The sequence below is a fragment of the Erwinia sp. AC075 genome (assembly GCF_979253995.1).
The window spans coordinates 1,928,683-1,951,075 of sequence record NZ_CEEDEU010000001.1; the positions used below are offsets into that span (position 1 = coordinate 1,928,683).

Below are 22,393 nucleotides of genomic sequence, written 5' to 3' on the forward strand. Positions count from 1 at the left end.
TGTTACTCCTCTTTATCTTGCGGTTGATCCGGCAGCTGCCAGAAATCAAAAAAATTAAACCAGTCCAGCGGCGCGATCAGCGCATGATGCTCCAGCCTGGCGGCATAACGATCGACCGCGTCCTGCAATGCCTGTTGCCGGGTGGCCCGGGGCAACAGCAGCGGATCGGCAAAGGGTTCACAATGCAGCTTCAGTTGCCCCTGCTCGCGCAGGGCAAACATCAGCAGCACCGGACAACGCAGTGCGGCAGCCAGCACAAAGGGCCCCTGCGGAAACGGGGCCGGCTTGCCAAGGAAGTTGCTCCAGATCACCCGTCTTACGCCGCCGCGCTGACGGTTCACCGCCGTGCGGTCGCCAACGATAGCCACCCATTCGCCCGCGTCCAGCTTCTGCTGTAGCAGGATAGCGGTCTCAGGGCCAATGTTGCTGACCGGGATCACATGCTTGCTGGCTTCTGGCGCAATCTCATCCATTACCTGACGGAAACGCTCGGCGTTATCGGTAAACACCAGCGCATTGATCACCAGCCCGCTGACCTGTTGCGCCAGCGCGCGGCAGGCTTCGATATCACCGAGATGCGACGCGAGGATCAGTCTGCCGCCAGTCTGGCCCGCAGCCAGCGCCTGCTCTGCACCCGCAGCAAAATCGATCTCTTTGCCCCAGCGCAGATCGCCGCGCCAGCTGGCGATCTTCTGCAGCATCGCCTCGCCGAAGCGCAGGAAATGATGAAAGCTGGTCATGCGCGCGGGCAATGGCTGGTTTTTTTGCGCCGCAACCGTTTTCACCGTCTGCAACCACTGGCGTGAAGCCTCGCGCTGCGGGCCGCCGCTTAACCAGTAGAAGCCAATCACCGGCCAGAGAAACAGCGTAAAGATGCCGCGACCAAAAATGCGGTAGATCCACAGCATAAACTTGAGGCCCGCCAGCCCTTTTCGCTCCTTCGTCTGCGCCCAATGCTCGCCACACGGGCGCCTGAGCAGCGACGGGATGCGCGGCAACATGCCGAAGAACAACCGGGTATGCATCCACGAGATACGCACATTATCGTGCAGGGCATCAAAGTGTGACACCCCGTCCTGCGGATAGGTCACGCGGGTGGCGATAAAGCGGCTTGGGGTTCCGGCCCAGTACAGGCGCACCATGATTTCGGTATCGAAATCCATCCGCTGACCGATGGGATGACGGGTGGCCAGTGCCAGCGTGGGGGCCAGCGGATACACGCGGAATCCGCACATGCTGTCCCTGATTGAGAACGACAACGTTTCGACCCAGACCCAGAAATGGGTGATATAGCGGCCGTACAGGCGGGATTTTGGTATTGAATCGTCGTACACCGGCTGGCCCGAAATCAGGCATTGCGGATGCTGCCGGGCTTCAGCCAGCATCTGCGGGCAGTCTTCAATCTGGTGCTGACCATCGGCATCTACCTGCAGCGCATGGCTGAATCCCGCCTCCGCAGCCACCTGCAGCCCACGCATCACCGCCGCGCCCTTGCCCTGGTTTTCAGCCAGACGGATCAACGTCACCTGCGCGTTGCGTAATGGCTCAAGCTGGAGGCGTGTCGCTTCATCACTGCCGTCATCAACGATAAATACCGCAAGATTAAACGGCGCCAGCCTGGCCAGCACCGAGGCCATCATCGCACCGTGGTTGTAGCAAGGGATCACCACGCAGGGCGAGAAGTTTGCCGTTAGCACAGCGCGATTTTCCCGCTACTGGCACGCAAAGGCTGTTCACCGTCGAGGATGTGGTAGTCGAAAAGCAGCCAGTTTTTCGCTTCCTGCCAGCTGAGCGTCAGCCTGAGGGTTTTCCCCGGCAGGATCGGCTGCTGAAATTTGATATTTTCGATGGCGGAGAACTGTTTGCCCGGCGCCAGCAAAGCGATGCCGTAATGCATCACCCAATCCAGCTGGGCAACGCCGGGCAGGATCGGTTGCGCGGGAAAATGTCCCTGAAACCAGAACAGATCGGCATCAACGAGCAATACCAGTTCCGCCTGATCAGCCTGTTGCTGGCAGGAGAGTTCAACGGGCAGCATAAAATAACTCCTGTATTTGCGGCCAGGCACGCTTGCTCTGACTGTTGTGCGGGATCGTCTCTACGATCCGCCAGTAACGCGGCATGGCCACGGGCTCCAGCCAGCGATGCAGCTCATGACGCCAGTCGCGCTTGAGCTGGATCAGCTGCTGCTCACTGTAGGCGGCATTCAGCACCAGTACCACGCCAATGCCACTGCGCTCAGGGCGGCTGACCGAAAGTGCGACGGCATCAACCACCTGCGGCAGCGCCAGCAATCGTCGTTCAATCTCACTGAGCGAGACGCGCTTGTCTTCAATTTTCACAATGCGATCGTAGCGGCCACACAGCTGAAAGCCCACGGCGGTAAACTGCAGTTTATCGTCCAGCTGCAGCCCTTCTGGCTCCGATATCAGCGGAGACGTGGCCCACCAGCGCTGCTGATGATCCTGCCTGAACTGCACGCCGCTGAACGGCTGCCAAAGTTCGTCTTCTGCTGCGCGGCTGCGGGTCGCCAGCACGCCGGTTTCGGTACTGCCATAAATCTCATCCACCGGCAGCTTAAGCCAGCTGTTCACCTCCTGCGCGCTGGTCCACGGCAGTACGCCGCCCGCCGAAACGATCAGTCGGCAATCCGGTGCGGCAAGGGTGCGATCCAGACGGCGCAAAAAGGCCGGACTGCTGATTAATGCGAATTTCAGGTGCGGATCCTGCGCGGACAGCTGCTCGCTGTAAAAGACCTGGCGGCAGTCAAATACCAGACCGAGCGCTAACGGCAAAATGAGTCGGAACGTCAGACCATACAGATGTTGATGGCTGACCGTGGCGATCACGGTGCATCCCTCAAGACGCTCGCCCCAGCGATCCGCCAGCCAGCGGGCTTCTTCATCCAGGCAGCTCACGGGTTTAACGATTTGTCGCGGCGTTCCGGTCGACCCGGAGGTGAATAAGACGATACAGGCTTGCGGGTCAATCGGCGGCAACGCGGGCAGAGGCTCATTACCGGCCGCAGATTCAGTCAGGTTGACCACCGGGCAGCTGAGCGCCAGCGGCATGTCGGTTAACACCGCGTCAAACTCGCTGCTCTGTTCCTGCAACAAAGATTCGCGGCAATGACCGGGGACCACCGGGACTTTGCCGGCATGCAGCGCGGCCAGCAGCGCGATGCTGAACAGGTAGCTGTCCTCAAAGCACAGCGCCCACTTCTGTTGCGGCCGGGCCAGCAACGCGTGGCCCAGGATCAGCACCTCACGCTGCCAGTGCTGGCGCGTGAACAGTTGAGATCCCCGGCGGGCGATTGGCCCTTCAGCGGAGTACGTCAGCCATTGTGCGACAGGCAGCGCCTGGCTCATGCCTGCTTTCTCATTCGCTGACGCAGCAGCCATTCGCTCGCCATCAACAGTCCCATCAACAGATAACTGACCAGCCCGTTCCACCACGTCCACCAAAGAAGATTGTTAATCAGGCAGGTCACCAGCGCGACGCTGCCATTAAAAATGAAGAACAGACACCAGATTTGCGTCACGCGCCGGGTCCATCGGATCGCGCGCGGCGGCAGATCGGGTTCACGCAGCCGCGCCAGCCGTTCAACCAGCGGCATCCGGCTGAATAACGAACTGCCAAACAGCAGCAGCATCAGCCCATTGACCATCACCGGATACCACAACAACAGATGATGATCGCGAAGGAACAGGCTGCTGAGGCTCAACCCTGCCCCGGCCAGCGCCAGCCATTTCCCCACCAGCGAAAGCGCGCCATGTTGCCCGCGTAATGCCAGCCAGCGCAGTAAAAACAGGACCGCGGCCAAAGGCAACAGCCAGCGCCAGGCCGGATGCGTCAGAGAGAGCCAGACCAGAAACGGCCAGGCAATCATCATCACCGCGCTGACAGCCTGCAACAGCCGCTGCATGTAAGCCGGATTACCCTTCGCGGATCAGTTGGTCAACCGCGTCGACCACATCCTGCACCGTGCGCACGGCTTTAAACATCTCAGGCTTGATTTTGCGCCCGATGCGTTTCTGCAAATGCACGACCATGTCCACCGCATCAATGCTGTCCAGTTCCAGGTCTTCATACAGCCGCGACTCAGGCTTAATGTCATCCGCATCTAATTCAAAAAGTTTTACCAGCAGCCCGGTAACTTCCTGATAAATTTCATTCTTATCCATAAATAACTCGCGATGTTAAGGATCAGGCACCCAGCTTGCGCTGGCTGAGGATAAAGGCCGCCAGCGTGAAGACGGAATAAAAATGCTGACGCATCTCCTCGCTCTCGGCGGAGAGCACCACGCCGTAGCGATTTTTCACCGCCAGGCCAAGTTCCAGCGCATCGATTGAGTCCAGCCCCAGTCCGTCGCCGAATAACGGGGCTTCGCTGTCGATCTCTTCCGCGGCAATCTCTTCCAGATTGAGGGTGTCGATGATCATCTGTTTTATTTCAAGCGCTAGCTCTTCCATACCTGTTTCCGAATAATTATTGATGTTCTGGGGTTAATGCCTGTTGCAAATAGTGGGTCAGATGGCGGGCGGCCAGCGCCTGTGCATCTTCATCCCCTGCCATAAATTGCTGACTGTCGATGCGCTGCCCCACCGTGACGGTGAACAGCGGCTTTTCCGGCGGGACCTCGTACCAGCGGCTCTGTTTGTCCAGCATTCGCTGGCTGCATCGGATGTGCACAATACGCAAATCGCACTGGCAGCGCACGGCAATATTTGCCGCACCGCGCTGGAGTTTCAGCGGCTCACCATAACGTGTGCGGGTTCCCTCCGGGAAGATCATGATTGCTTCGCCCTTCGCCAGACGCTGCTGACAATCGGGCAGCAGGGTTTCGGCCTGGCTGTTAACCAGGTAGTTAGCTGAGCGCACCACGCCACGCAGAAAAACGTTGCGCTGCAAATCGGCCTTCACCAGGCAATCCACGTCCGGCATCACCGATGCCAGCATCACGTAGTCGATTAACGAGGGATGGTTAGCCACCACCAGGCAGCGGCGATCGCTGCGCAGGATTTCAGCCCCTTCAATGCGGTAATCCAGCACGCCCAGAAAGGTCATGGTGCGCATAAAGAAGCGAAAGCTGCAGGAAATACTGCGGCGGGCCCACTGGCGTCGGCGTTCAGGGTTGCGCTGCACCAGCAGCAGCAAATTGAACCACACCAGCGACAGCATCAGACCACCGAGGCCAAACAGGGTGAAACAGATCCCCGTCATCGCAATGCGCCAGGCGCGGTTAAAGGTCGACGTACCTGACCGGCGGCTAAAGGTTGAGTCAGTCATAGCGACACTCCCAGGCCCAGTTGAGCCGATCGCCTTTCAGAGTAAAAGCACAGGTTCGGGCCAGCCAGGCATGGATAAACAGCAGGCTTTGCGGCAAACCGCCCGCTTCCTGATTGTCGGCCGGGCTGGACTGGCAGCAACAGGCGTCACCCGCCGCCAGTAATAAGGCGACGGCATAAGGACTGTGCATCGCGCCCTCAGCGACATGAGGGTGATAAAATTCGGGGATCGCGCCGTCAAAATCCACCAGCAATACCTGCTGGTAACCGGCGGAATGCAGCGCGCTGACTTCGACCAGCCCCTGCTGAAAAGAGTCCACGCCCGCGGCCAGTGAGGTACTGACCAGCGGCGCGGCGGCGGCAATCGTCAGGCTGCCGACGGCGGCATTGTGTACCGACATAGCGAAATCAGTGGGTGAAAGGCTTTCTTCCTTCGCCAGAGAGGTAAGGATCCGCAGATTTCGCTCCAGTTCGCCGTGGCGGCTGGTAAACACAATGGCATCGACCCGCTGGCGCGCCATCAGGGCCAGACCACTTTCTACGGCTGCGCGGCTTCCGCCCATCAGTCGTCGGGCCGTCATCATCGGCAGAAAGCGTGTTTTGGCCATCGGCCGGGAGGCATCAATCTCGGGAGTCTGGCAGGCCCACTGTTGCCAGTCGGCCTGCTCGTTCAGTCCCGGTGCGCTGGCCTGCCAGTCGAGGGGTGTAAAAGCTAATTTCATACGTCCAATCTTCTCAAGGCGTTCCGCTAACTGCAGGGCAGAACATTCCGCTAAGCATAGCGCCAGCCTGGTCCGAAAAGCACTCGGATTTACCCGCAATTGCGGGGAGTCTCTGGTTTATCCCAACGGGCTGTCTGAAAGGATTGTCGGCAGACAATCCTTATTCTTTAACACTACTGATGCATTTTTTGAGGATAAACAGATCGTTTGCTTATTTAGCAGCCTGAGACGCGAGGCGCAGCTTAATATCCTGGTCGAGGTTGCTGATCCAGTGATTATAATTTTTGTGGATTTGACCGCGTCTCGCTTTCAAATTACTGCTGCTGACATAATTGATGCTGTAGCTGCCGGAAGAATAGGTCACCCGAATATCCGCCGTGTGTCCACGCTGTGACAGATGGCCGTTGATAACCCCCGGTGCGGCTGGCGTCATCACCCATTGACGGGACAGGCCGGCCTGAATGATGGCGTCTTTCAGCTGTTCATTGCTGTACTGTAAGGAAACAGTTTCATTGATGTTATGAACAGGTTCGGTGCGGGCACAACCCGCCAGCGCAAATACGATAGCCAGCGCAGGAATAACACGATTCTTATACATAGATAACCCTAAAATTTGTTTAAAAATAGGCAGTGTGTTGTTAAAAACGTCGCAACACCAAAATCAATTAACGGCCATTAGTGGCGTTTATTTAATATAATGGCGCGCATAATAGCACCCGTTGCTAAAGAATGCGAAGCGCAAAAGTCCACAAATAGTACAGGCCTACTTTAATCAGCATGAATAACTGTTACGGAGGATTCTGGGTGGATTTTTCGCCACCACAGATCGGAAAGGCAGTATTTAAAGAGGAAAATCAGCGGACGCTGTCCCTGTCCGCCTGCGAAATGGTTATTGCGGATTCCAGCCGCCACCTAACGCGCGGTAGAGATCAATCTGTGCCAGCAGTAAATTGTTTTTCACCTGTACCACGTTCAGCTGAGTGGTGAACAGGGTGCGCTGCGCATCCAGCTCATCAAGATACGACGCATAACCATTCTGATAGCGATTACGGGAAATACGCAGTGCTTCGCTGACGACCTGTTGCTGCTGTTGCAGCTCTGCCAGCTGCTGCTTATAGCGATCTATCGCATCCAGATCGTTATTCACTTCACTGAAGGCGTTGCGGACCACCTTTTCATAGCTGTACAGCGCCTGATTCCGTGAGGCCATCGATACATCCACCTGAGCGGTTAACGCTTCCCGGTTCAGCAACGGCGCAAGCACGCTGCCACCAATGCTCCACAGGCGGAAAGGATCGTCGATCAGCTGATGCAGCACGGAACTTTGCATTGTGCCGGTGGCGGTCAGATTCAGCGACGGCAGTAATTTGGCCCGGGAGGATCCCAGCGAGCTGTCGGCCGCCAGCAGCAGACGTTCAGCCTGAACAATGTCCGGCCGGCGCTGCAGCAGTTCGGAAGGCAACACTGATGGCAGCGTTTGCGGCGCAACGTGATGACCTTGTCGCGCAATCGCTCTTGGGTTCATCCCCACCAGAATGCTTAACGCGTTTTCTTGCTGTGCGATCTGATGCTGCAACACCGGGACCTGGGCTTTCGCCGTTTGCAGTTCGGATTCTGCCTGCACCCACTCGAGTTTCGAGGTATAGCCGGTTTCATACTGGCGCTGGGCCAGTTTGGAGGAATCTTCCCGCGAGGCAAGCGTCGCCTGCGTAACCTGCAGCTGTTCATCCAGCGAGACCAGCGTCATGTAACCGGAAGCCACCGAACTGGCGACGGTTAACTCAGCGGCAGAGGCGGCAGCCTGTTGGGCGGCCAGCGTGGCTTTTGCGGCATCAATACTGCTGCTCCGCGCGCCCCACAAATCCACCTCATAATTCGCCTGCAGCAGCCCCTGGAACACCGCGTATTCGTAAGGTTGGCCGGTCACCGATGAGAGCGCCCGCGCATGGGAGGCCGCAACGCCGGCATCTAAGGTGGGAAAGTTGTCCCCCTGCGCCCCACGCAATTCCGCGCGATACTGATCGACCCGCGAACGGGCAGTAAGAATATCGAGGTTATTGCGCAACGCCTGCTCAACCAGACGGTTCAGATCCGCATCACCAAAGGCGCGCCACCAGTTGGCTTCCACCGCAGAGGATGGCCCGACCTGATTTCGCCATTGCTGAGGGATCGGCAGCGATCCCGGCGCTTTGTCGACTTCCGTTGCACAGCCTGCCAACAGCGCGGTCAACAATGCCGCCAGCAGTGAGGTTGACCAGCGCATTACTTCGCCTCCTGCGCGTCATGCTCGCCTGACGTATCAATATTCACTTCGACGGACATGCCCGGACGCAGGTGTGCAGCATTATCGCTGGTGATTTTGATGCGCACCGGAATACGCTGAGCAATCTTTACAAAGTTCCCGGTGGCGTTATCCGGCGAGATGGCGCTGAATTCAGACCCGGCGGCAGGCGAGATATATTCAACCTCACCCTCAAAGCGCTCTTCGTTCAGCGCATCGACCGTAAAGTTCACCGGCAGGCCTGGCCTGATGCGCGCCATCTGGGTTTCTTTCATATTGGCGACCACCCACAGCTGTTTTGGCACTACCGAGGTCAGCCGCGTGCCCGCCGTGACATATGCGCCCTGGCGCACAGAAATCTGTCCCAGCTGGCCGTCGCGTGGGGCGATGATTTTGGTGTTAGCCAGATCGATCTGCGCCAGCTCGAGCGCCGCCTCCGCACTGGCGACATCGGCTTCTAGCGAAGCACGATTGACGATCACCGTTTGCAGATCCTGACGCGAAACGTCCAGCGTCGCTTTCGCCTGCTGTACATCGGCCATGGTCTGGCTGTTGCTGGCGCGGGAGGCATCGCCCTCACGGATCGATAACGAGCCGTCAGAAACCAGATTTTCGACGCGCTTCAAATCCAGTCCGCTTTTGACCGCCTGCGCTTTGGCATTTTGCAGCGCGGCCTGATTCCGTTCGATCACCGCCTGGGCGCTGCGGCGCTGCTGAATATTGTTGGCCAGCGCCGCTTTTTTCATCGCCACCTGCGCTTCCGCCTGGTGCACCTTCTGGTTATAGATGCGGTCATCAATGGTCATCAGCAGATCGCCCTGTCGGACGGGCTGATAATCCAGCACGTCAACCGACGTCAGGTAACCGTTCACCTGCGGGCTGATAAAGGTGACCTGACCCCGGACATAGGCGTTTTCGGTCGACTGGATCTGGCTGGTAAACGGGGGAAGTTGCCAGGCATAAAGGATCACCAGTACGCCGACTAAGGCAATGCCTGCGCCAAGGGCGATCGAGATAATACGCAGTCTGTTGGTTCTTTCACGCTCAGAGATTTGGCTCTGTTCCTGCTGACTCATTATTGCCCCGTGCTAATCGAAGATGTGGATTGTTGCATTGCGCGCAGTTCGGCTGCTGCTTCACGTTTTGACTGCTGCCAGTTGAGATAGCGCAGCCGTGACAAACGCCACAGCACCCAGATCAGGGTGATAAACGCCATGCCCGCCGTCAGCAGATAGGTATCGTTATAAGCCAGCACATTGGCCTGCAGCGTGGCGACGGTTTGCAGCTGCACCGCGCCCTCCGCACTGCGCAACGCGTTGTCGCCAATAAAGCTGTTAAACAGATTGGTGTACTGGGTCAGCCTGTCGGTGACATTCGGATTGAGATACGACAGCTGATCGGCCAGCAGGCTGGAGTGATATTTTTCCCGCCAGGTCTGGAACGTTCCCAACAGGGCCGAGCCCATCAGGCCGCCAATGTTCTGGCTCATGCCAAACAGCACCACCAGACTGACCAGGTTTTTGGGTTGCGTCACCACGCTGCCAATATTCAGCAACAGCGCCGGGGCAATAAAGAAGGTGCTGCTAAAGCCCAGCAGGAACTGGCTGAAATACATGTTGTTTGCACGCGTCAGCGGGCTGGACTGTGAATCCATCAATGAGGCCACGATGATCAACAGCAGCGACATGACAATCGGCCAGCTCAGGTGCTTAACGTTGATGGTCAGGGCGCTGACCACAATCCCCGTCACCACGCCCGCCAGGATCGCCATCGCAAGGTGCTGCATCTGATCGTTCAGCAGGCCGACCTGCTGCAGATAGCCAATTGCGCCAGTATTCTGCTCCGCCAGCGTGACGCGCAGCATGATCATCACGATGCCCAGCCGGAAAATCGCCCCGGTTCGCAGCCATCGGGTATTGATCAGCGGGTTACTGCGGTTATGTTCAAGCACCACGGCGGCAATCACCAGCACCAGCCCCAGTGCCAGGCAGATGCCCAGCCACGGCGTGCTGGTCCACCATTCAATGCGGCCCAGCGACAGCACGCCGCAGAACAGCGCCATGCCGGGCGCCATCAGCATAAAGGTCAGGAAGTCTTTTTTCTCAAAGACCTTGATGCGATCGCCGGGTGGCAGTTTTAAGACCAGCACCGCGCCCAGGCAAATCATCGCCAGGCCCAGCTCAAACAGATACAGACCGCGCCACTCATCCAGCTGCAAAAGCTCTGTCGAGAACAGACGTGCCAGCGGGATCGCCAGTTGCGATGCGCCTAAGCCAATAGTCAGGGCTTTCAGGCGGTGTTTCGCCGGCCAGGCCTGCACCTGGTAATAAATGCCCAGCGAGCTGAGCGCCGCGCCGACCATGCCGTGGGCGGTGCGAACAATAATGGCCGAGCTGAGGTCATTGACCAGCAGATGGAAAAACGACACCAGCACATACAGTACCAGGAAGGCTTCGGTGAAGGCGCGGAGGCCAAATTGCTGGCGGAATTTGACCAACAACAAGTTGATGGAGATGTTCCCCATCACATACACCGCGGGCAGCCAGGCAATTTCGTTGCTGTAGGCACCGAACACGCCCTGCAGATTAGTAAGATTCGCCGTCACCAGCGCATTACTTAGCGCGCCTGTAATAGAAATTAACAGGCCGATGATGCCAAAGGCGATGCGTTTATGGGTGGGATGCAGCGGTGTGGAAGGCGATCCCGGCAGCATCGGTTTTTCGCCTGGTGCCCACTCGCGCGGCGCGAAAGGATCGGGTCGGGTACCGCGCATGTTATTTCGCCTCGGTGGCTTTCAGCAGACGCTGTAGCACGCGTTGGGTAATGGCCAGTTCATCGCTGTTGATGTCGGCCAGCAGTTCATTGCGCAGGCTATCCGCTTCGACCTTCAGCTTTTGATACAGCGCGTTACCTTGCGGCGTGACGTGCAGCAGACGCTTGCGCCGATCCTCTTCCGGCTGAAAGCGTTGGACCAGCTGTTGCTTAACCAGGCGATCGATCAGGGGAACCACGCTGGCATCTTCCAGCCCCAGCGCCTGAGCCAGCTCTTTCTGGGTGATTGGCGTTTCCTGAATGGCAATGGTGGCCACCGCCATCCAGCTGCTCATGCTCAGTCCGTTGTCTTTCATTCGGCGATCGATCGCCTGACGCCAGGCATGGGCCGTCAAATGGAGTAAGCGGGAAAAGTTGACTTCCTGAGCGTTCAAAATATAGAGGCCTGATAATTAGAGGTCTAACTAAATAATGGCGGTAATTATATGCAAGGATCATAGTCGTTAGAAAGCGAAAGGTGTGACAAAAACGTAAATAAATGGAGAAATAGTTACGTTTTTAGACCCGCGTTTTCGCTATGAGGTCATCAACAAACGGTTGCCAGGGTTTACTGCAGAATTTACCCTGCTCAGGACAACGCCACGGGAGCCAGAGTGATGAATACGCCAGGTTGGGTGCAGCTTTCCAGAGATAATGAGATGCCGGTGGAAGCGATCCGTGCCCATTTCACTGGTCATGCCTATGATCCGCACTGGCACGATACCTACCTGGTTGGCGTGACCGAACAGGGAGTGCAACAGTTTCACTCCCGCCGAAAGAAACATCAGAGTCGGCCCGGTACGGTTTTTCTGCTTGAGCCGGGTGAGCTGCACGATGGTGATGCCATTGATGACATCGGCTTTACCTACCGGATGCTGTATATCGATGCCGACTTTATGCGCCAGCAGCTGGCAGCCGTGTTTGGCAATGTTCCGGACAGCTTTGAACTGAATTTTGCCCGCACGCTTTCCGGCGATCGCCGACTGGCCCACGCAACGTTCCATGCCTTTCAGTGCCTGTATGACCGCGAGTTAAAGATTGTGAAGGAGGCGGCAATGCAGCAGCTGTTTGCCGCACTGACCCAGCATCAGCACTGGCGACAGTCGATGGTTACCCCGAAGGTTGAAACGTCGCTGGCGCTGAAGGCCAGAGACTGGTTGAGCGATCATCTGCACGACAATATTGGTCTGAGTGATATGGCGCAGGCATTAGAAGTCGATCGCTTTCGTCTGTCTCGTGAGTTTCAGGCCCAGTTTGGCCTGCCGCCCCATGCCTGGCTGATCCAGCTGCGCCTCACCCATGCACGCCGGTTACTGGCTGAGGGCGTTTCACCGGCGAACGTGGCTGCCCAGCTGGGCTTTGCAGACCAAAGCCATCTCGGTCGCTGGTTCCGTCGCGCCTATCAGTTAACTCCGGCTCGCTATCAGCAAGGCTGTACGCCGCTTTAAATTCAACTTGCCTCTCTGCACAAATCTTCCAGACGGCGCTTGAGCAATCCCCTACCCTGCTGTTTTTACCTGCCTAAAGAAGAGCCCAATGAACGATTTACGCTGTGTAGTTATCCTGAATGCCGACCTGCCCGCCGGCAAAGCCGCTAATGCGGCGGCGGTGATTTCCCTTACTCTCGGGCAGCGCCATCCCCAATTTGTCGGGACAGAGCTGGTTGATGGCGATGAAAAAGCCTGGCCAGGACTGATCCCGGTGGGTATTCCGGTGCTGTCGGCCAGTGATGAACAGCTGGCATCATTGGTCGGTCAGTGTGCCGAACAGGGTTTCGATACCATTTTGTTCCCGGTTGAAGGACAGATGACCGTCGACTACGCCGCATTTTCAGCAGCCGTCAGACAGATCCCGACTGACCAACTTCAGCATTTAGGCCTGGGCATCGTTGGCGAGAAAAAAGCGCTGCGTAAACTCACCGGAAAGCTAAAGCTATTTGGTTAAACCCTTGTGACTTGCTGATTTCATTTTTTGCCGTCGAGCGCTTATCCCGCCCTGATAATAATGATTATCAGGGCCTGCATTTAATGCTTTATGCGTAATATATAATTATTATCATCGCGCGCTGCGGATTTTTATTTATGACGACAACACACCTCCGCAAAGGCTTATTTATCCTCCCGTAATTCGTTTGGCAATGTCATAAATACAGGTTGAATATCAGCACATTAGCTGTCACACCCACGCCCACAGGCAATCTTCCTACCGCAGACTCAGGAAAGTCTGCAGATGCGAAAAATTTGCAGGGGAATGCGCTTTGGCTATAATAGTCGCCCTGACTTTAATAGTGTTGAGAAGTTTTATTAAAGTATGTGATTTCGCATCATGGTTGAAGACGGCGTACAGGCCCTTCAACCAAACCGGTAAAGTTTCACAGGAGGAGAAGCAATGGACGATGTAGATTTAGCGCAAGAACGTGAGGAAGCCCTTATCACGGCAGCCATGTCAGCCCGGCAGCCGGTGATCACCAGTCCTGACGGCAAATGCATCTGGTGTGAAGATGAATCGGTAGTGCCCAACAGCGCGTTCTGCTCCGCTGACTGTGGCGAAGACTACTCCAAGCACCAGCGTGAGATGAAACAACGTATCCACGGCGAATGACGCTGACATTCATGATTTGCGGGCAGCTGCCGATAATACCTCACCGGATGCTGCAAGCTGACGGATAAAAACAAAGATAACACACAGCTTAAACCGGTCTCTATGGCCGGTTTTTTTTATGGCTGCTCACTTTTAATTGATTTCAACTGGCTTCGTGGCGGGACGTCAATCCTCGTCAGGGCTGTTTTTCTGCGTGCTTTCCTGCTCGTCATCGTGGCGTTCACGAAGTGAAGTAAAGAAACGGTAATAGCAGTTATCACAGAGTTCGTCATCAAGCCCCGCCAGTCGTTCGATCCATCCCCGCCGTTTCCCGCACCCCTTGCAATGCTTTTTAGCCCACATTCCCTGTCCCGTTTTAGGTCCATTGATTACCTGACATTACTTTATGCCTTGGAGAATTTGAGTCCAATTGCTTTAGCTGATCAATACAGCCGCATTGATCGTTGTAATCGATCGTCAGGCTTTGTCGGTGCAACCTTTGCCCGGCAAAATTTGGCCTTTTACTCTTTACACCCTTTCCTCAAAACGACAAAGTATCCCCGGGTCACTGACGCCATCTGCCAGTTTACATCCCTGATCCCTGCGCAGGCCAGTTAGCCCATCACTCATAAAGCTTAAGGAACAAGCTATGGATTCAGTCGAAGAGTTAAACGGGACATATTTTTATAAAGGTATTGCTAACATTTCAGCCAGTGAACTTTTTTTCTGGATACTCCTGGATGAGATTGCAGAACAAATGGGAGGTTTCGATGATCTGGGCGCTGTCGCACTAATTTTGTTAGGGCAACCGACTCAGACCACCCGGCAAAAAATGCGCACTGCTACCGTTGGCACTTCCATTGCCTCAATATATGCGCGGCGGTATTTGGACGTTGAGCTTCCCTTCCGTCTGCCAACCTTCACAAATAAAAGCATCACTTACATGAAGCCCATGATGGTTAATAACCTGGGTAAATTTGTCGGCCGTACGGTTCCCGTCGCGGGCTGGGTGCTACTGACCAATGATTTCGTTACGATAACCTTTAAGGCAACTTCTCATTACAACAGGATAGCGAGGGGGAGTGATAAAATATGGTGACTGACGAGGAGGTGCTGGCTTTTTTCAGAAAGAAACTGCCAGAACAGGCTACTTTGCTGTTCAGACCTGTACCTTTGCAAATGGACGACGTATTACAAGCCTATTGCGATGCCGATGATGTCATTTATGCTATCAATGACGCACTTGAGAGATTCAATATTGACGCCGCTGATTTGAATCTTGATGATTATTATCCCTGGCGTGCAGAGTGGTTTTTTAGAAAATGGTTCACCAAAAAACCTATTAGCCAGCTAAGTAAGCCACTGAGTGTAAGGATGTTCGCCGAATCAGCAAAAGCTGGTCGATGGCTTTACGGTTAAGGGGCAAAGCCCCTTTCATTCAAGCGCCACTTCGCTCATTCCATGCATCAGTGAACTGAATGTTGCCGTCGCAGTACTTCCAGGTAATTTTCTCATAACGTAACTGGACAGACTCAAGGTGCCCAGTACCAATGAAACTGGTTATATCCTGCATTACCGGTGTTACTGATACAATTTTCACACCTTCAATAAGCATATTAAAATACTCCGCTTCCTGCCCAGCATCATTGATTTTGTACCATTTCAACTCAGCCGTTTTCAACGTCTGTCCTGATGCCACAGCCTTATACAGATAGGGACTGGAAGAATCAAATTCCTTCTCAATCAGCATTGCTGCATGTTTACGAGTGCCGGTTAACTTTCCTGTATTATCATCAGTTGGAATGCTGAGGTTATGGGTAAAACCACGTACCTCGATACTTCCCTCACGATCCCTGACATCAACAGATCCTTTTATGGATGCACCGCCATCATCTTTGAGCCACAAATATGCGGGGATAGCCATTTAAAACTCCTTTTAGTCTGTTTCATCATTGCATGCATAATCCTTTTAGCAGCATTCTTTCGACACAATCCTGACCACAGTCAAAGACACTAACGTTCAATAGACTTAAGAGAAATGGGCGTAGCTTGGAGATGTTCCAGTTTGAGGATAATGAATGGCGAAAGCATATGGCGAAAGTAAGATGAAAGGAAATTCAGGCACAAAAAAACCGCCCTTGGGCGGTTACGACATCACTGCTTATTGCTTTGATTTTATTCGATTTTAATCGGTACTAAATATGGTGCCCGGGGCGGGACTTGAACCCGCACAGCCATAAGCCGAGGGATTTTAAATCCCTTGTGTCTACCGATTTCACCACCCGGGCATGGGTGTAAAGTGGAGGCGCGTCCCGGAGTCGAACCGAGGTTAACGGATTTGCAATCCGCTGCATGGCCACTCTGCCAACGCGCCTTAATCTTGCTGTATCACCAGACTTTCTGATGATTAAAATTTGGAGCGGGAAACGAGACTCGAACTCGCGACCCCGACCTTGGCAAGGTCGTGCTCTACCAACTGAGCTATTCCCGCATTCAACAGCTGCGATAATCGCAGAACTTGCTGATTTACTTTATCTTCTGACAGACCAGCTGCCTTTCGATGCGTTGCATTCTACTGACCTGGAGAAATGAGTCAACACAATTATCCTCACTTTCCGTCCGTTTGCTGCTTTTTGAATCGCATCGATCACTGTTCAAACAAATCCCCGCGTGACGCGTTGAGATACTGGAACATTGACCAGAAAGTCAGTACGGCAGCAATGTACAACGCCACCACGCCAATTCCCACTACGGTACTGTCCGGACGCCATAACAAGGCAAACAGCGACAGCATCTGCGCGGTGGTTTTGACTTTACCGATCCACGAAACGGCCACGCTGCTGCGTTTGCCAATTTCCGCCATCCATTCGCGCAGCGCCGAGATAATAATCTCACGGGCAATCATCGTGGCCGCCGGCAAGGTGATCCACCAGGAGTGGAAGTACTCAGCCACCAGCACCAGCGCCATGGCGACCATCACTTTGTCCGCCACCGGGTCGAGAAACGCACCAAATCGGGTGGTTTGCTTCCAGCGACGGGCAAGATAGCCGTCGAACCAGTCGGTGATCGCCGCAAAAATGAAGATCAACGCACATACAAGAGGAGCCCATTCAAATGGCAGGTAAAAAGCCAGTACAAAGAATGGGATCAAAACGACACGAAACAGGGTGAGTAAGGTCGGAATGTTAAAATGCATAGGTACGCTAACTGTTTGGGCAGAGTAGAATTTGTCCCTATGTTCCTACATTGCTCCAGGGGTTGCAATGCTTAGTGTTTCAGCGAATAAAAGATTTTCTCCGCCAGTAGCTGTGAAATCCCAGGCACTTTCGCTATTTCATCCACCGAAGCATTCATCAACGGTTGCAGGCCGCCCATGTATTTCAGCAGCATCTGACGCCGTTTAGGCCCAATTCCGTCAATTGTTTCCAGCGCACTGGTGTTCTTCACCTTCGCCCGCTTATTACGGTGGCCCGTAATTGCATGATTGTGAGAGTCATCACGAATATGCTGTAGAACATGCAACGCCGGAGAGTCCGGTGGCAGGTTAAAGCCCTCACCTTCCGGTTCAAAGAACAGCGTCTCCAGTCCGGCTTTACGATCGGTGCCTTTGGCAATACCCAACAAAATAGGCCGATCTTTATCCCAGGCGACATCCAGTTCAGCGAAGACATTCTTTGCCTGCCCTAACTGGCCTTTACCACCGTCAATCAGGATCACATCCGGGATCTTGCTCTCTTCCAGATCTTTACCATAACGACGGCGTAAAACCTGGTTCATCGCAGCGTAATCATCCCCCGGCGTGATGCCGGTAATGTTATAGCGGCGATACTCCGCCCGCAGCGGGCCATTGCGGTCAAACACCACGCAGGACGCCACGGTCTGCTCACCCATGGTGTGACTGATATCAAAACACTCCATGCGCGTGATCTCAGGCAGATCGAGGATCTCAGCCAGCGCCTTCAGGCGTTGATGAATGGTCGACTGCTGGGAAAGCTTACTGACCAGCGCGGTACTGGCATTGGTTCGCGCCAGCTTAAGATAGCGTGCACGGTCACCGCGTGGCTTGCTTTGAATCGAAACCTTGCGGCCAGCCAGCCCCGTCAGCGAGTCGGACAGCAGATCTTTTTCCGGCAAGGTAAAGTCCAGCAGGATATCGGTTGGCAAGGTGCGCGCCTGACTGCCCTGCAGGTAGAACTGCCCGACAAAGGTCTGCACCACTTCCGCCAGCTCGGTGCCGTTCGGCACTTTCGGGAAGTAGCTGCGGCTTCCCAGCACTTTTCCCTGACGGATAAACAGCACGTGCAGACAGGCCATGCCGTTATCAAACGCCACGCCAATCACATCCAGATCGTCACCATTATTGGAAACAAACTGGCGTTCAGTCACCCGACGTACCGCCTGAATTTGATCGCGCAAACGGGCCGCTTCCTCAAATTTCAGACTGATGCTGGCGCTTTCCATGCGGGCAACCAGCTGATTGAGCACCTGATCGTCCTTGCCGGAGAGAAACAGCCGCACATACTCAATCTGCTGCGCGTATTCCTCTTCACTGACCAGCCCGGTAACGCAGGGTCCCAGGCAACGACCAATCTGGTATTGCAGGCACGGACGTGAGCGATTGCGGTAGACGCTGTTTTCACACTGGCGAACCGGGAAAATCTTCTGCAGCAACGACAAGGTTTCCCGCACGGCATAGCCGTTAGGGAACGGACCGAAGTACTCGCCCTTGGCGTGTTTCGCCCCGCGATGGCTTGCCAGGCGCGGATGCGCATCGGCACTGAGAAAAATGTACGGATAGGATTTATCATCACGCAACAGCACGTTATAGCGTGGCTGATAGAGTTTGATGTAGTTGTGTTCCAGCAACAGCGCTTCAGTTTCGGTATGGGTGACCGTTACATCTATCTGGCGAATGGCCTCAACCAGCGCTTCCGTCTTACGGCTGGCTAAATTGCCGCGGAAGTAACTGGTGAGCCGTTTTTTCAGATCTTTGGCTTTGCCGACATAGATAACCGTGCCACCCGCATCATACATGCGATAAACGCCTGGCTGGCTGGTAACCGATTTCAGGAAGGATTTAGCATCAAACTGTTCATTCACTACTGATTAACGACTCCGCATTGAACAGGCCATGTCGAATGGCCAGGTGCGTTAACTCAACGTCACCGCTTATGTTGAGCTTGCTGAACATGCGGTAACGATAGCTGTTAACGGTTTTAGGGCTCAGATTCAGCTGCTCGGAAATATCGGCAACTTTCTGGCCCTTGGTGATCATCAGCATAATCTGCAATTCGCGTTCCGACAAACTGTCGAACGGTGAATCGGATGTTTGCGGTTCAATCTGGCTGAGCGCCATCTGCTGAGCAATATCCGACGCGATATAACGCTGTCCGGCGTTGACCTGACGGATGGCATTAACCACTTCCTGCGGCGCTGCCCCTTTGCTGAGGTAGCCCGACGCACCGGCCTGCATCACTTTGGCGGGCAGCGGATTCTCCGTGTGGATGGTCAGCATAATGACTTTGATGTCCGGGCTGTAGCGCACGATTTTGCGCGTCGCCTCCAGCCCACCAATGCCCGGCATGTTCATGTCCATCAGCACAACGTTGACGCTATTGGCACGGCACCACTTCACTGCATCTTCGCCGCAGCTTGCCTCTCCGGTAACCTGGAAACCTTTTATATCTTCAAGTATCCGACGGATACCCGCGCGGACCAGTTCATGGTCATCAACAAGAAAAACGCTAATCAAAAAGGTCTCTCCAAGTGGGCACTACCAGCGTGGTTCAGGATGCGTTAAGAGGCCGGATCTTACCTCTTTTTAGCGGGTGTTAGAACTGAAATAATGGACTTTGTCAGGTGAAAGCATTTCAGGTAAGCCACTGTCGCTGTGGCTTCTCTCACAGGGTTATGTGATATACTTGTTATTGATTTACATTTTCAACGCCGTGCGTATACCGCGTTGAATTGATGATGACAACAAGGAGAAATCATGAGTAATACTGACTTTTCAACCAGTGAAGAAACCAAAACCCTGTCAGAGGAAATGGCCTGCATGAAAGCCCTCGTTACCTTTATGTTAAAGGGAATGGGTCAGGCCGATGCCGGCAAAGTCATCATTAATATGGAAAAGTACATTGATCAACTGACCGATCAGCAGCAGGCTGACGTCTTCAGCAGCACCATCAAGCAGATCAAACAGGCTTATCGCCAATAATTCTCTCTGCCACGCCTTAGCCCATTGCTTTTCCTTCAGCGTTGTAACATGGTTACATTTTCCCTCAAGCTGAATGGAACAATGGGCTTACTTATCAAAGCGGTACTCGGTGCACTGGTCGTTGTGCTGATCGGCATGTTATCGAAGACCCGCAACTATTACATCGCCGGCCTTCTGCCTCTGTTTCCCACCTTTGCGCTGATAGCCCACTATATTGTGGCCAGCGACCGTGGCATTGAAGCGCTGCGTACCACAATCATTTTTGGTATGTGGGCGATCATTCCCTATTTTATCTATCTACTGTCACTCTGGTATTTCGTCAGCATGATGCGGTTGCCCTATGCCCTCGGCAGCGCAGTCGCCTGTTGGTGCCTGGCCGCCTGGCTGCTGATAACGCTGTGGAGCAAGTGGCACGCTTAGCGGCCTCTGGCACTCCAGCTGACGGAAACACCCAGCGTGGGTAACACTTCTTCCGGACTGAAACGACGCGCACCGTGGAACTTTTCCGCCAGCTCGGGTTGATTCACCGGGATCCTGACCGCGAACAGGTTATCCTCCGACTGGATCACGCCAGCATTCAGCGGCTCATAAACCACCCGGTGCTGCTCGAACATCTGCTCAAGCATCGGCGTAGCGGCGCTGTAGAGATACTCAATTCCCGACTGCTCGGCTAGTTGCACGCTGTGCCATAAGATGCTTAACGGCAGCTCGGCATCAATATCCAGCTTGGCCGAGAAACGCGACATTTCCCAGACCGGCACCGGCGCCTGGCTTTTTTTCTCGTTAATATCGGCAGCCGAGCCGGCTTCCGGATCCTGCCACTGCATCAACCTGGCACAGCCGCAGATGCCATGTTGAGCCTTCCAGGCAATCAGCCAGACCACGTCAGAGCGATCGAAACGATCGTACTCCTGGCCCGGGGTACTCAGGCGGGAAGGAATTGACCACCCTTCCCCGCGGGCAAAGACGTTGTAACGGTAACTTCCCAGTTCTGCCAGCAAAGAGGACGGCATATCCCTGAGCTTCGTTTGGATAATTTTCATCATTGATCCCCTATCGCATTCCCTCGTGAACGCCGCTCCTCACGGCTAGATCAGGGTTGTTACCCTGCGCGCAGGGTAGACAACCGATTAATATTGCGAAACTACCAAATCTGGTAGTTGCATCTCCCTCAAAGTAGACCGATTGCGGCTGCGTAAGAGGCCACCTGTGTTTTGTTGGGTGCATTGAACCTCTTTTGCATTTTTTTCTGATGGAAATTGACCGTATTCTCCGAAATGGACAGGATCAGAGATATTTCTGCTGAAGTTTTACCCTCGGCCGTCCATTTAAGGATTTCCAGCTCACGCTGGCTTAATTCCATGTTCATCACAGACATGGAAATATCTTTTACCTGTTGTAACGCCTCCATTATCAGTACCGATAAATACTGAAGCTTAAGTTGCTTTTCAGGCGTTAACATAATCTTTTCAAAAGTCTTACCCGATGCCATTGATAATATACCAATGGATCTATTTTTAGCCATTGCGCAGGCGGAAAATCCACTGTGAATGCCATACTCTTTCGCCGCATCAAACACTTTCTGCCCACGACGACTGAGAGGTTCATCCCATAACACTATTTTTCCCGGGACCTGGCAATTTTCGATCACCGGGTCTATGGCGGCAAAATTCCCTTTCTGGTAGGCGCTGACCCACTTTTTAGGATAGCTGGAGTAAATAAAGATTTTAGGCCGGGTAAAGGGCACTGGATGGCGAATATACAGCGCATAAAAGTCAAATCCCAACGCCAGCGTCTGCTGCTCAATGAGCGCAGTGATCTCTGAAATGTCGGAGACATTCAGGAATGCAAGCTGTATTTTTTCACGCCAACTGAAATAATTCTCAGATGTCATTTATTCCTCATCAAGGGTGAGAAAATCGCCCCAAATTTTGCTTATAATTTTTAGTGATGTGGGAAAAAAATGAATTAAATCGAGAAAAAAAATTAATGTATAAAATTAATTTTCCCTTTAGGTGATAATAACCGCAATTACGGATTGTTGCATCCGACGAATGATGCGTTAAACCCGCATTCATTAAAAGTCCAGTCAATTAAATTTATAAAGAACGGGAAAAGAGCCTTTACTTTCCCTATGCAGCGCGAAAAACAGGCCTCATCCCGCGAACTCATTAACCTAATTAGAATAGGATTTTTCCTGGAAATATTCAATAATTTTGACCCTGCTAAGATTAATAATTCCTGCTAACATTTTACTGATTAGACGATTTAAATCACCTAAACCGCCCTTTACCACCCATAGTAAAAACAAATAACACAATGAAATAAAACAAATTTATATTTTTTAGGGTGAATATTTGCCTTTCCGCTTAATGTTAAAGATTGCTGTAGTAAACGAATGATAACCTTAATGCGCCAAAGGGTTTATCAGCGTAATCTGTTTTACCCGTCTGTCGGCGGGATTGACTGCGTTAAAATGAGTCTTTACCTCTC

At 53.8% G+C, this 22,393-nt stretch carries 26 protein-coding genes and 3 tRNA genes; 7 read left to right on the forward strand and 22 right to left on the reverse strand.

The window, feature by feature from the left end; genetic code table 11:
- Nucleotides 1–2 precede the first annotated feature (2 nt).
- From AC0IXH_RS09025 to AC0IXH_RS09085, 13 genes are all read right to left on the reverse strand, one after another.
- Nucleotides 3–1,697, reverse strand: a complete 1,695-nt coding sequence (locus tag AC0IXH_RS09025) for a glycosyltransferase family 2 protein (protein ID WP_471720349.1) — start codon at nucleotides 1,695–1,697, stop codon at nucleotides 3–5.
- Nucleotides 1,691–2,038, reverse strand: a complete 348-nt coding sequence (locus tag AC0IXH_RS09030) for a 3-hydroxyacyl-ACP dehydratase FabZ family protein (protein WP_041691962.1) — start codon at nucleotides 2,036–2,038, stop codon at nucleotides 1,691–1,693. Before AC0IXH_RS09030 ends, AC0IXH_RS09025 begins: the two co-directional genes overlap by 7 nt.
- The gene (locus AC0IXH_RS09035; RefSeq protein ID WP_013201617.1) at nucleotides 2,025–3,368 is read right to left on the reverse strand and encodes an AMP-binding protein; all 1,344 of its coding nucleotides are present in this window, start codon (nucleotides 3,366–3,368) and stop codon (nucleotides 2,025–2,027) included. The genes AC0IXH_RS09030 and AC0IXH_RS09035 overlap by 14 nt, the downstream gene beginning before the upstream one ends.
- Nucleotides 3,365–3,925 carry a COG4648 family protein gene (locus AC0IXH_RS09040; protein ID WP_013201616.1) on the reverse strand — a complete coding sequence of 187 codons (561 nt, stop codon included), beginning with the start codon at nucleotides 3,923–3,925 and terminating at the stop codon, nucleotides 3,365–3,367. Before AC0IXH_RS09040 ends, AC0IXH_RS09035 begins: the two co-directional genes overlap by 4 nt.
- Before the next feature lie 10 nt (nucleotides 3,926–3,935).
- On the reverse strand, nucleotides 3,936–4,184 hold the full coding sequence (locus AC0IXH_RS09045; RefSeq protein WP_013201615.1) for an acyl carrier protein: 249 nt from the start codon (nucleotides 4,182–4,184) through the stop codon (nucleotides 3,936–3,938).
- Between the two features lie 22 nt (nucleotides 4,185–4,206).
- The gene (locus tag AC0IXH_RS09050) at nucleotides 4,207–4,473 is read right to left on the reverse strand and encodes a phosphopantetheine-binding protein (RefSeq protein ID WP_013201614.1); all 267 of its coding nucleotides are present in this window, start codon (nucleotides 4,471–4,473) and stop codon (nucleotides 4,207–4,209) included.
- A gap of 16 nt (nucleotides 4,474–4,489) precedes the next feature.
- A complete protein-coding gene (locus AC0IXH_RS09055) occupies nucleotides 4,490–5,290 on the reverse strand; it encodes a lysophospholipid acyltransferase family protein (RefSeq protein WP_013201613.1) in 801 nt (266 codons plus the stop codon).
- Nucleotides 5,283–6,011, reverse strand: a complete 729-nt coding sequence (locus tag AC0IXH_RS09060) for a beta-ketoacyl synthase chain length factor (protein WP_013201612.1) — start codon at nucleotides 6,009–6,011, stop codon at nucleotides 5,283–5,285. The genes AC0IXH_RS09055 and AC0IXH_RS09060 overlap by 8 nt, the downstream gene beginning before the upstream one ends.
- A 211-nt stretch (nucleotides 6,012–6,222) precedes the next feature.
- On the reverse strand, nucleotides 6,223–6,609 hold the full coding sequence (locus tag AC0IXH_RS09065; protein ID WP_013201611.1) for a hypothetical protein: 387 nt from the start codon (nucleotides 6,607–6,609) through the stop codon (nucleotides 6,223–6,225).
- Between the two features lie 291 nt (nucleotides 6,610–6,900).
- Nucleotides 6,901–8,274, reverse strand: coding sequence for an efflux transporter outer membrane subunit (locus AC0IXH_RS09070; protein ID WP_013201610.1), 1,374 nt, complete (start codon nucleotides 8,272–8,274; stop codon nucleotides 6,901–6,903).
- Nucleotides 8,274–9,368: an HlyD family secretion protein gene (locus tag AC0IXH_RS09075; RefSeq protein WP_206402986.1), complete on the reverse strand. Its 1,095-nt coding sequence runs from the start codon at nucleotides 9,366–9,368 to the stop codon at nucleotides 8,274–8,276. The genes AC0IXH_RS09070 and AC0IXH_RS09075 overlap by 1 nt, the downstream gene beginning before the upstream one ends.
- A complete protein-coding gene (locus tag AC0IXH_RS09080) occupies nucleotides 9,368–11,065 on the reverse strand; it encodes an MFS transporter (RefSeq protein WP_346566084.1) in 1,698 nt (565 codons plus the stop codon). Before AC0IXH_RS09080 ends, AC0IXH_RS09075 begins: the two co-directional genes overlap by 1 nt.
- 1 nt (nucleotide 11,066) lies before the next feature.
- Nucleotides 11,067–11,498: a MarR family winged helix-turn-helix transcriptional regulator gene (locus AC0IXH_RS09085; protein ID WP_013201607.1), complete on the reverse strand. Its 432-nt coding sequence runs from the start codon at nucleotides 11,496–11,498 to the stop codon at nucleotides 11,067–11,069.
- 222 nt (nucleotides 11,499–11,720) lie between these two features.
- On the opposite strand from AC0IXH_RS09085, the gene AC0IXH_RS09090 reads away from it, so the two are divergent.
- The 5 genes from AC0IXH_RS09090 (at nucleotide 11,721) to AC0IXH_RS09110 (ending at nucleotide 15,102) form a co-directional block, all read left to right on the forward strand.
- The gene (locus AC0IXH_RS09090) at nucleotides 11,721–12,551 is read left to right on the forward strand and encodes an AraC family transcriptional regulator (RefSeq protein WP_013201606.1); all 831 of its coding nucleotides are present in this window, start codon (nucleotides 11,721–11,723) and stop codon (nucleotides 12,549–12,551) included.
- An 88-nt stretch (nucleotides 12,552–12,639) separates the two neighbouring features.
- The gene (locus tag AC0IXH_RS09095) at nucleotides 12,640–13,047 is read left to right on the forward strand and encodes a DUF2000 domain-containing protein (protein WP_013201605.1); all 408 of its coding nucleotides are present in this window, start codon (nucleotides 12,640–12,642) and stop codon (nucleotides 13,045–13,047) included.
- Nucleotides 13,048–13,491: 444 nt separating this feature from the next.
- Nucleotides 13,492–13,704, forward strand: coding sequence for a DUF2116 family Zn-ribbon domain-containing protein (locus tag AC0IXH_RS09100; protein WP_013201604.1), 213 nt, complete (start codon nucleotides 13,492–13,494; stop codon nucleotides 13,702–13,704).
- A 628-nt stretch (nucleotides 13,705–14,332) separates the two neighbouring features.
- Nucleotides 14,333–14,782: an STM2901 family protein gene (locus AC0IXH_RS09105; protein ID WP_013201603.1), complete on the forward strand. Its 450-nt coding sequence runs from the start codon at nucleotides 14,333–14,335 to the stop codon at nucleotides 14,780–14,782.
- A complete protein-coding gene (locus AC0IXH_RS09110) occupies nucleotides 14,776–15,102 on the forward strand; it encodes a DUF1493 family protein (protein ID WP_105759289.1) in 327 nt (108 codons plus the stop codon). Before AC0IXH_RS09105 ends, AC0IXH_RS09110 begins: the two co-directional genes overlap by 7 nt.
- Nucleotides 15,103–15,121: 19 nt before the next feature.
- Here the strand turns inward: AC0IXH_RS09110 and AC0IXH_RS09115 are convergent, their stop codons facing one another.
- The 7 genes from AC0IXH_RS09115 to uvrY form a co-directional block, all read right to left on the reverse strand.
- The gene (locus AC0IXH_RS09115) at nucleotides 15,122–15,607 is read right to left on the reverse strand and encodes an Hcp family type VI secretion system effector (RefSeq protein WP_346594915.1); all 486 of its coding nucleotides are present in this window, start codon (nucleotides 15,605–15,607) and stop codon (nucleotides 15,122–15,124) included.
- 278 nt (nucleotides 15,608–15,885) lie between these two features.
- Nucleotides 15,886–15,971, reverse strand: a tRNA-Leu gene (locus tag AC0IXH_RS09120).
- 12 nt (nucleotides 15,972–15,983) lie between these two features.
- A tRNA-Cys gene (locus AC0IXH_RS09125) sits at nucleotides 15,984–16,057 on the reverse strand.
- A 41-nt stretch (nucleotides 16,058–16,098) separates the two neighbouring features.
- Nucleotides 16,099–16,174: transfer RNA gene (locus AC0IXH_RS09130), tRNA-Gly, on the reverse strand.
- Nucleotides 16,175–16,330: 156 nt separating this feature from the next.
- Nucleotides 16,331–16,879, reverse strand: coding sequence for a CDP-diacylglycerol--glycerol-3-phosphate 3-phosphatidyltransferase (pgsA, locus tag AC0IXH_RS09135; RefSeq protein ID WP_013201601.1), 549 nt, complete (start codon nucleotides 16,877–16,879; stop codon nucleotides 16,331–16,333).
- Between the two features lie 71 nt (nucleotides 16,880–16,950).
- The gene (gene uvrC / locus AC0IXH_RS09140; RefSeq protein WP_013201600.1) at nucleotides 16,951–18,783 is read right to left on the reverse strand and encodes an excinuclease ABC subunit UvrC; all 1,833 of its coding nucleotides are present in this window, start codon (nucleotides 18,781–18,783) and stop codon (nucleotides 16,951–16,953) included.
- Entirely contained in the window at nucleotides 18,776–19,435 is a 660-nt protein-coding gene (gene uvrY, locus AC0IXH_RS09145) for a UvrY/SirA/GacA family response regulator transcription factor (RefSeq protein WP_013201599.1), read from the reverse strand. Before uvrY ends, uvrC begins: the two co-directional genes overlap by 8 nt.
- Nucleotides 19,436–19,675: 240 nt before the next feature.
- On the opposite strand from uvrY, the gene AC0IXH_RS09150 reads away from it, so the two are divergent.
- Together AC0IXH_RS09150 and AC0IXH_RS09155 are read left to right on the forward strand one after the other, a co-directional pair.
- Nucleotides 19,676–19,900, forward strand: coding sequence for a DUF2594 family protein (locus AC0IXH_RS09150; protein ID WP_013201598.1), 225 nt, complete (start codon nucleotides 19,676–19,678; stop codon nucleotides 19,898–19,900).
- A gap of 81 nt (nucleotides 19,901–19,981) precedes the next feature.
- On the forward strand, nucleotides 19,982–20,320 hold the full coding sequence (locus AC0IXH_RS09155; RefSeq protein WP_013201597.1) for a GlpM family protein: 339 nt from the start codon (nucleotides 19,982–19,984) through the stop codon (nucleotides 20,318–20,320).
- Here AC0IXH_RS09155 and AC0IXH_RS09160 read toward each other — a convergent pair.
- Together AC0IXH_RS09160 and sdiA are read right to left on the reverse strand one after the other, a co-directional pair.
- The gene (locus AC0IXH_RS09160) at nucleotides 20,317–20,943 is read right to left on the reverse strand and encodes an acyl-homoserine-lactone synthase (RefSeq protein WP_013201596.1); all 627 of its coding nucleotides are present in this window, start codon (nucleotides 20,941–20,943) and stop codon (nucleotides 20,317–20,319) included. The genes AC0IXH_RS09155 and AC0IXH_RS09160 overlap by 4 nt on opposite strands.
- 128 nt (nucleotides 20,944–21,071) lie before the next feature.
- On the reverse strand, nucleotides 21,072–21,794 hold the full coding sequence (gene sdiA, locus AC0IXH_RS09165; RefSeq protein WP_013201595.1) for a transcriptional regulator SdiA: 723 nt from the start codon (nucleotides 21,792–21,794) through the stop codon (nucleotides 21,072–21,074).
- Nucleotides 21,795–22,393: the final 599 nt, after the last annotated feature.

Excerpts from the sequence above, each read along its gene's own strand:
- AC0IXH_RS09030 (WP_041691962.1), bottom strand. The coding sequence starts at position 2,038 with ATGCTGCCCGTTGAACTCTCCTGCCAGCAACAGGCTGATCAGGCGGAA.
- AC0IXH_RS09035 (WP_013201617.1), bottom strand. The coding sequence starts at position 3,368 with ATGAGCCAGGCGCTGCCTGTCGCACAATGGCTGACGTACTCCGCTGAA.
- AC0IXH_RS09040 (WP_013201616.1), bottom strand. The coding sequence starts at position 3,925 with ATGCAGCGGCTGTTGCAGGCTGTCAGCGCGGTGATGATGATTGCCTGG.
- AC0IXH_RS09045 (WP_013201615.1), bottom strand. The coding sequence starts at position 4,184 with ATGGATAAGAATGAAATTTATCAGGAAGTTACCGGGCTGCTGGTAAAA.
- AC0IXH_RS09050 (WP_013201614.1), bottom strand. The coding sequence starts at position 4,473 with ATGGAAGAGCTAGCGCTTGAAATAAAACAGATGATCATCGACACCCTC.
- AC0IXH_RS09055 (WP_013201613.1), bottom strand. The coding sequence starts at position 5,290 with ATGACTGACTCAACCTTTAGCCGCCGGTCAGGTACGTCGACCTTTAAC.
- AC0IXH_RS09060 (WP_013201612.1), bottom strand. The coding sequence starts at position 6,011 with ATGAAATTAGCTTTTACACCCCTCGACTGGCAGGCCAGCGCACCGGGA.
- AC0IXH_RS09065 (WP_013201611.1), bottom strand. The coding sequence starts at position 6,609 with ATGTATAAGAATCGTGTTATTCCTGCGCTGGCTATCGTATTTGCGCTG.
- AC0IXH_RS09070 (WP_013201610.1), bottom strand. The coding sequence starts at position 8,274 with ATGCGCTGGTCAACCTCACTGCTGGCGGCATTGTTGACCGCGCTGTTG.
- AC0IXH_RS09075 (WP_206402986.1), bottom strand. The coding sequence starts at position 9,368 with ATGAGTCAGCAGGAACAGAGCCAAATCTCTGAGCGTGAAAGAACCAAC.
- AC0IXH_RS09080 (WP_346566084.1), bottom strand. The coding sequence starts at position 11,065 with ATGCGCGGTACCCGACCCGATCCTTTCGCGCCGCGCGAGTGGGCACCA.
- AC0IXH_RS09090 (WP_013201606.1), top strand. The coding sequence starts at position 11,721 with ATGAATACGCCAGGTTGGGTGCAGCTTTCCAGAGATAATGAGATGCCG.
- AC0IXH_RS09095 (WP_013201605.1), top strand. The coding sequence starts at position 12,640 with ATGAACGATTTACGCTGTGTAGTTATCCTGAATGCCGACCTGCCCGCC.
- AC0IXH_RS09100 (WP_013201604.1), top strand. The coding sequence starts at position 13,492 with ATGGACGATGTAGATTTAGCGCAAGAACGTGAGGAAGCCCTTATCACG.
- AC0IXH_RS09105 (WP_013201603.1), top strand. The coding sequence starts at position 14,333 with ATGGATTCAGTCGAAGAGTTAAACGGGACATATTTTTATAAAGGTATT.
- AC0IXH_RS09110 (WP_105759289.1), top strand. The coding sequence starts at position 14,776 with ATGGTGACTGACGAGGAGGTGCTGGCTTTTTTCAGAAAGAAACTGCCA.
- AC0IXH_RS09115 (WP_346594915.1), bottom strand. The coding sequence starts at position 15,607 with ATGGCTATCCCCGCATATTTGTGGCTCAAAGATGATGGCGGTGCATCC.
- pgsA (WP_013201601.1), bottom strand. The coding sequence starts at position 16,879 with ATGCATTTTAACATTCCGACCTTACTCACCCTGTTTCGTGTCGTTTTG.
- AC0IXH_RS09150 (WP_013201598.1), top strand. The coding sequence starts at position 19,676 with ATGAGTAATACTGACTTTTCAACCAGTGAAGAAACCAAAACCCTGTCA.
- AC0IXH_RS09155 (WP_013201597.1), top strand. The coding sequence starts at position 19,982 with ATGGGCTTACTTATCAAAGCGGTACTCGGTGCACTGGTCGTTGTGCTG.
- AC0IXH_RS09160 (WP_013201596.1), bottom strand. The coding sequence starts at position 20,943 with ATGAAAATTATCCAAACGAAGCTCAGGGATATGCCGTCCTCTTTGCTG.
- sdiA (WP_013201595.1), bottom strand. The coding sequence starts at position 21,794 with ATGACATCTGAGAATTATTTCAGTTGGCGTGAAAAAATACAGCTTGCA.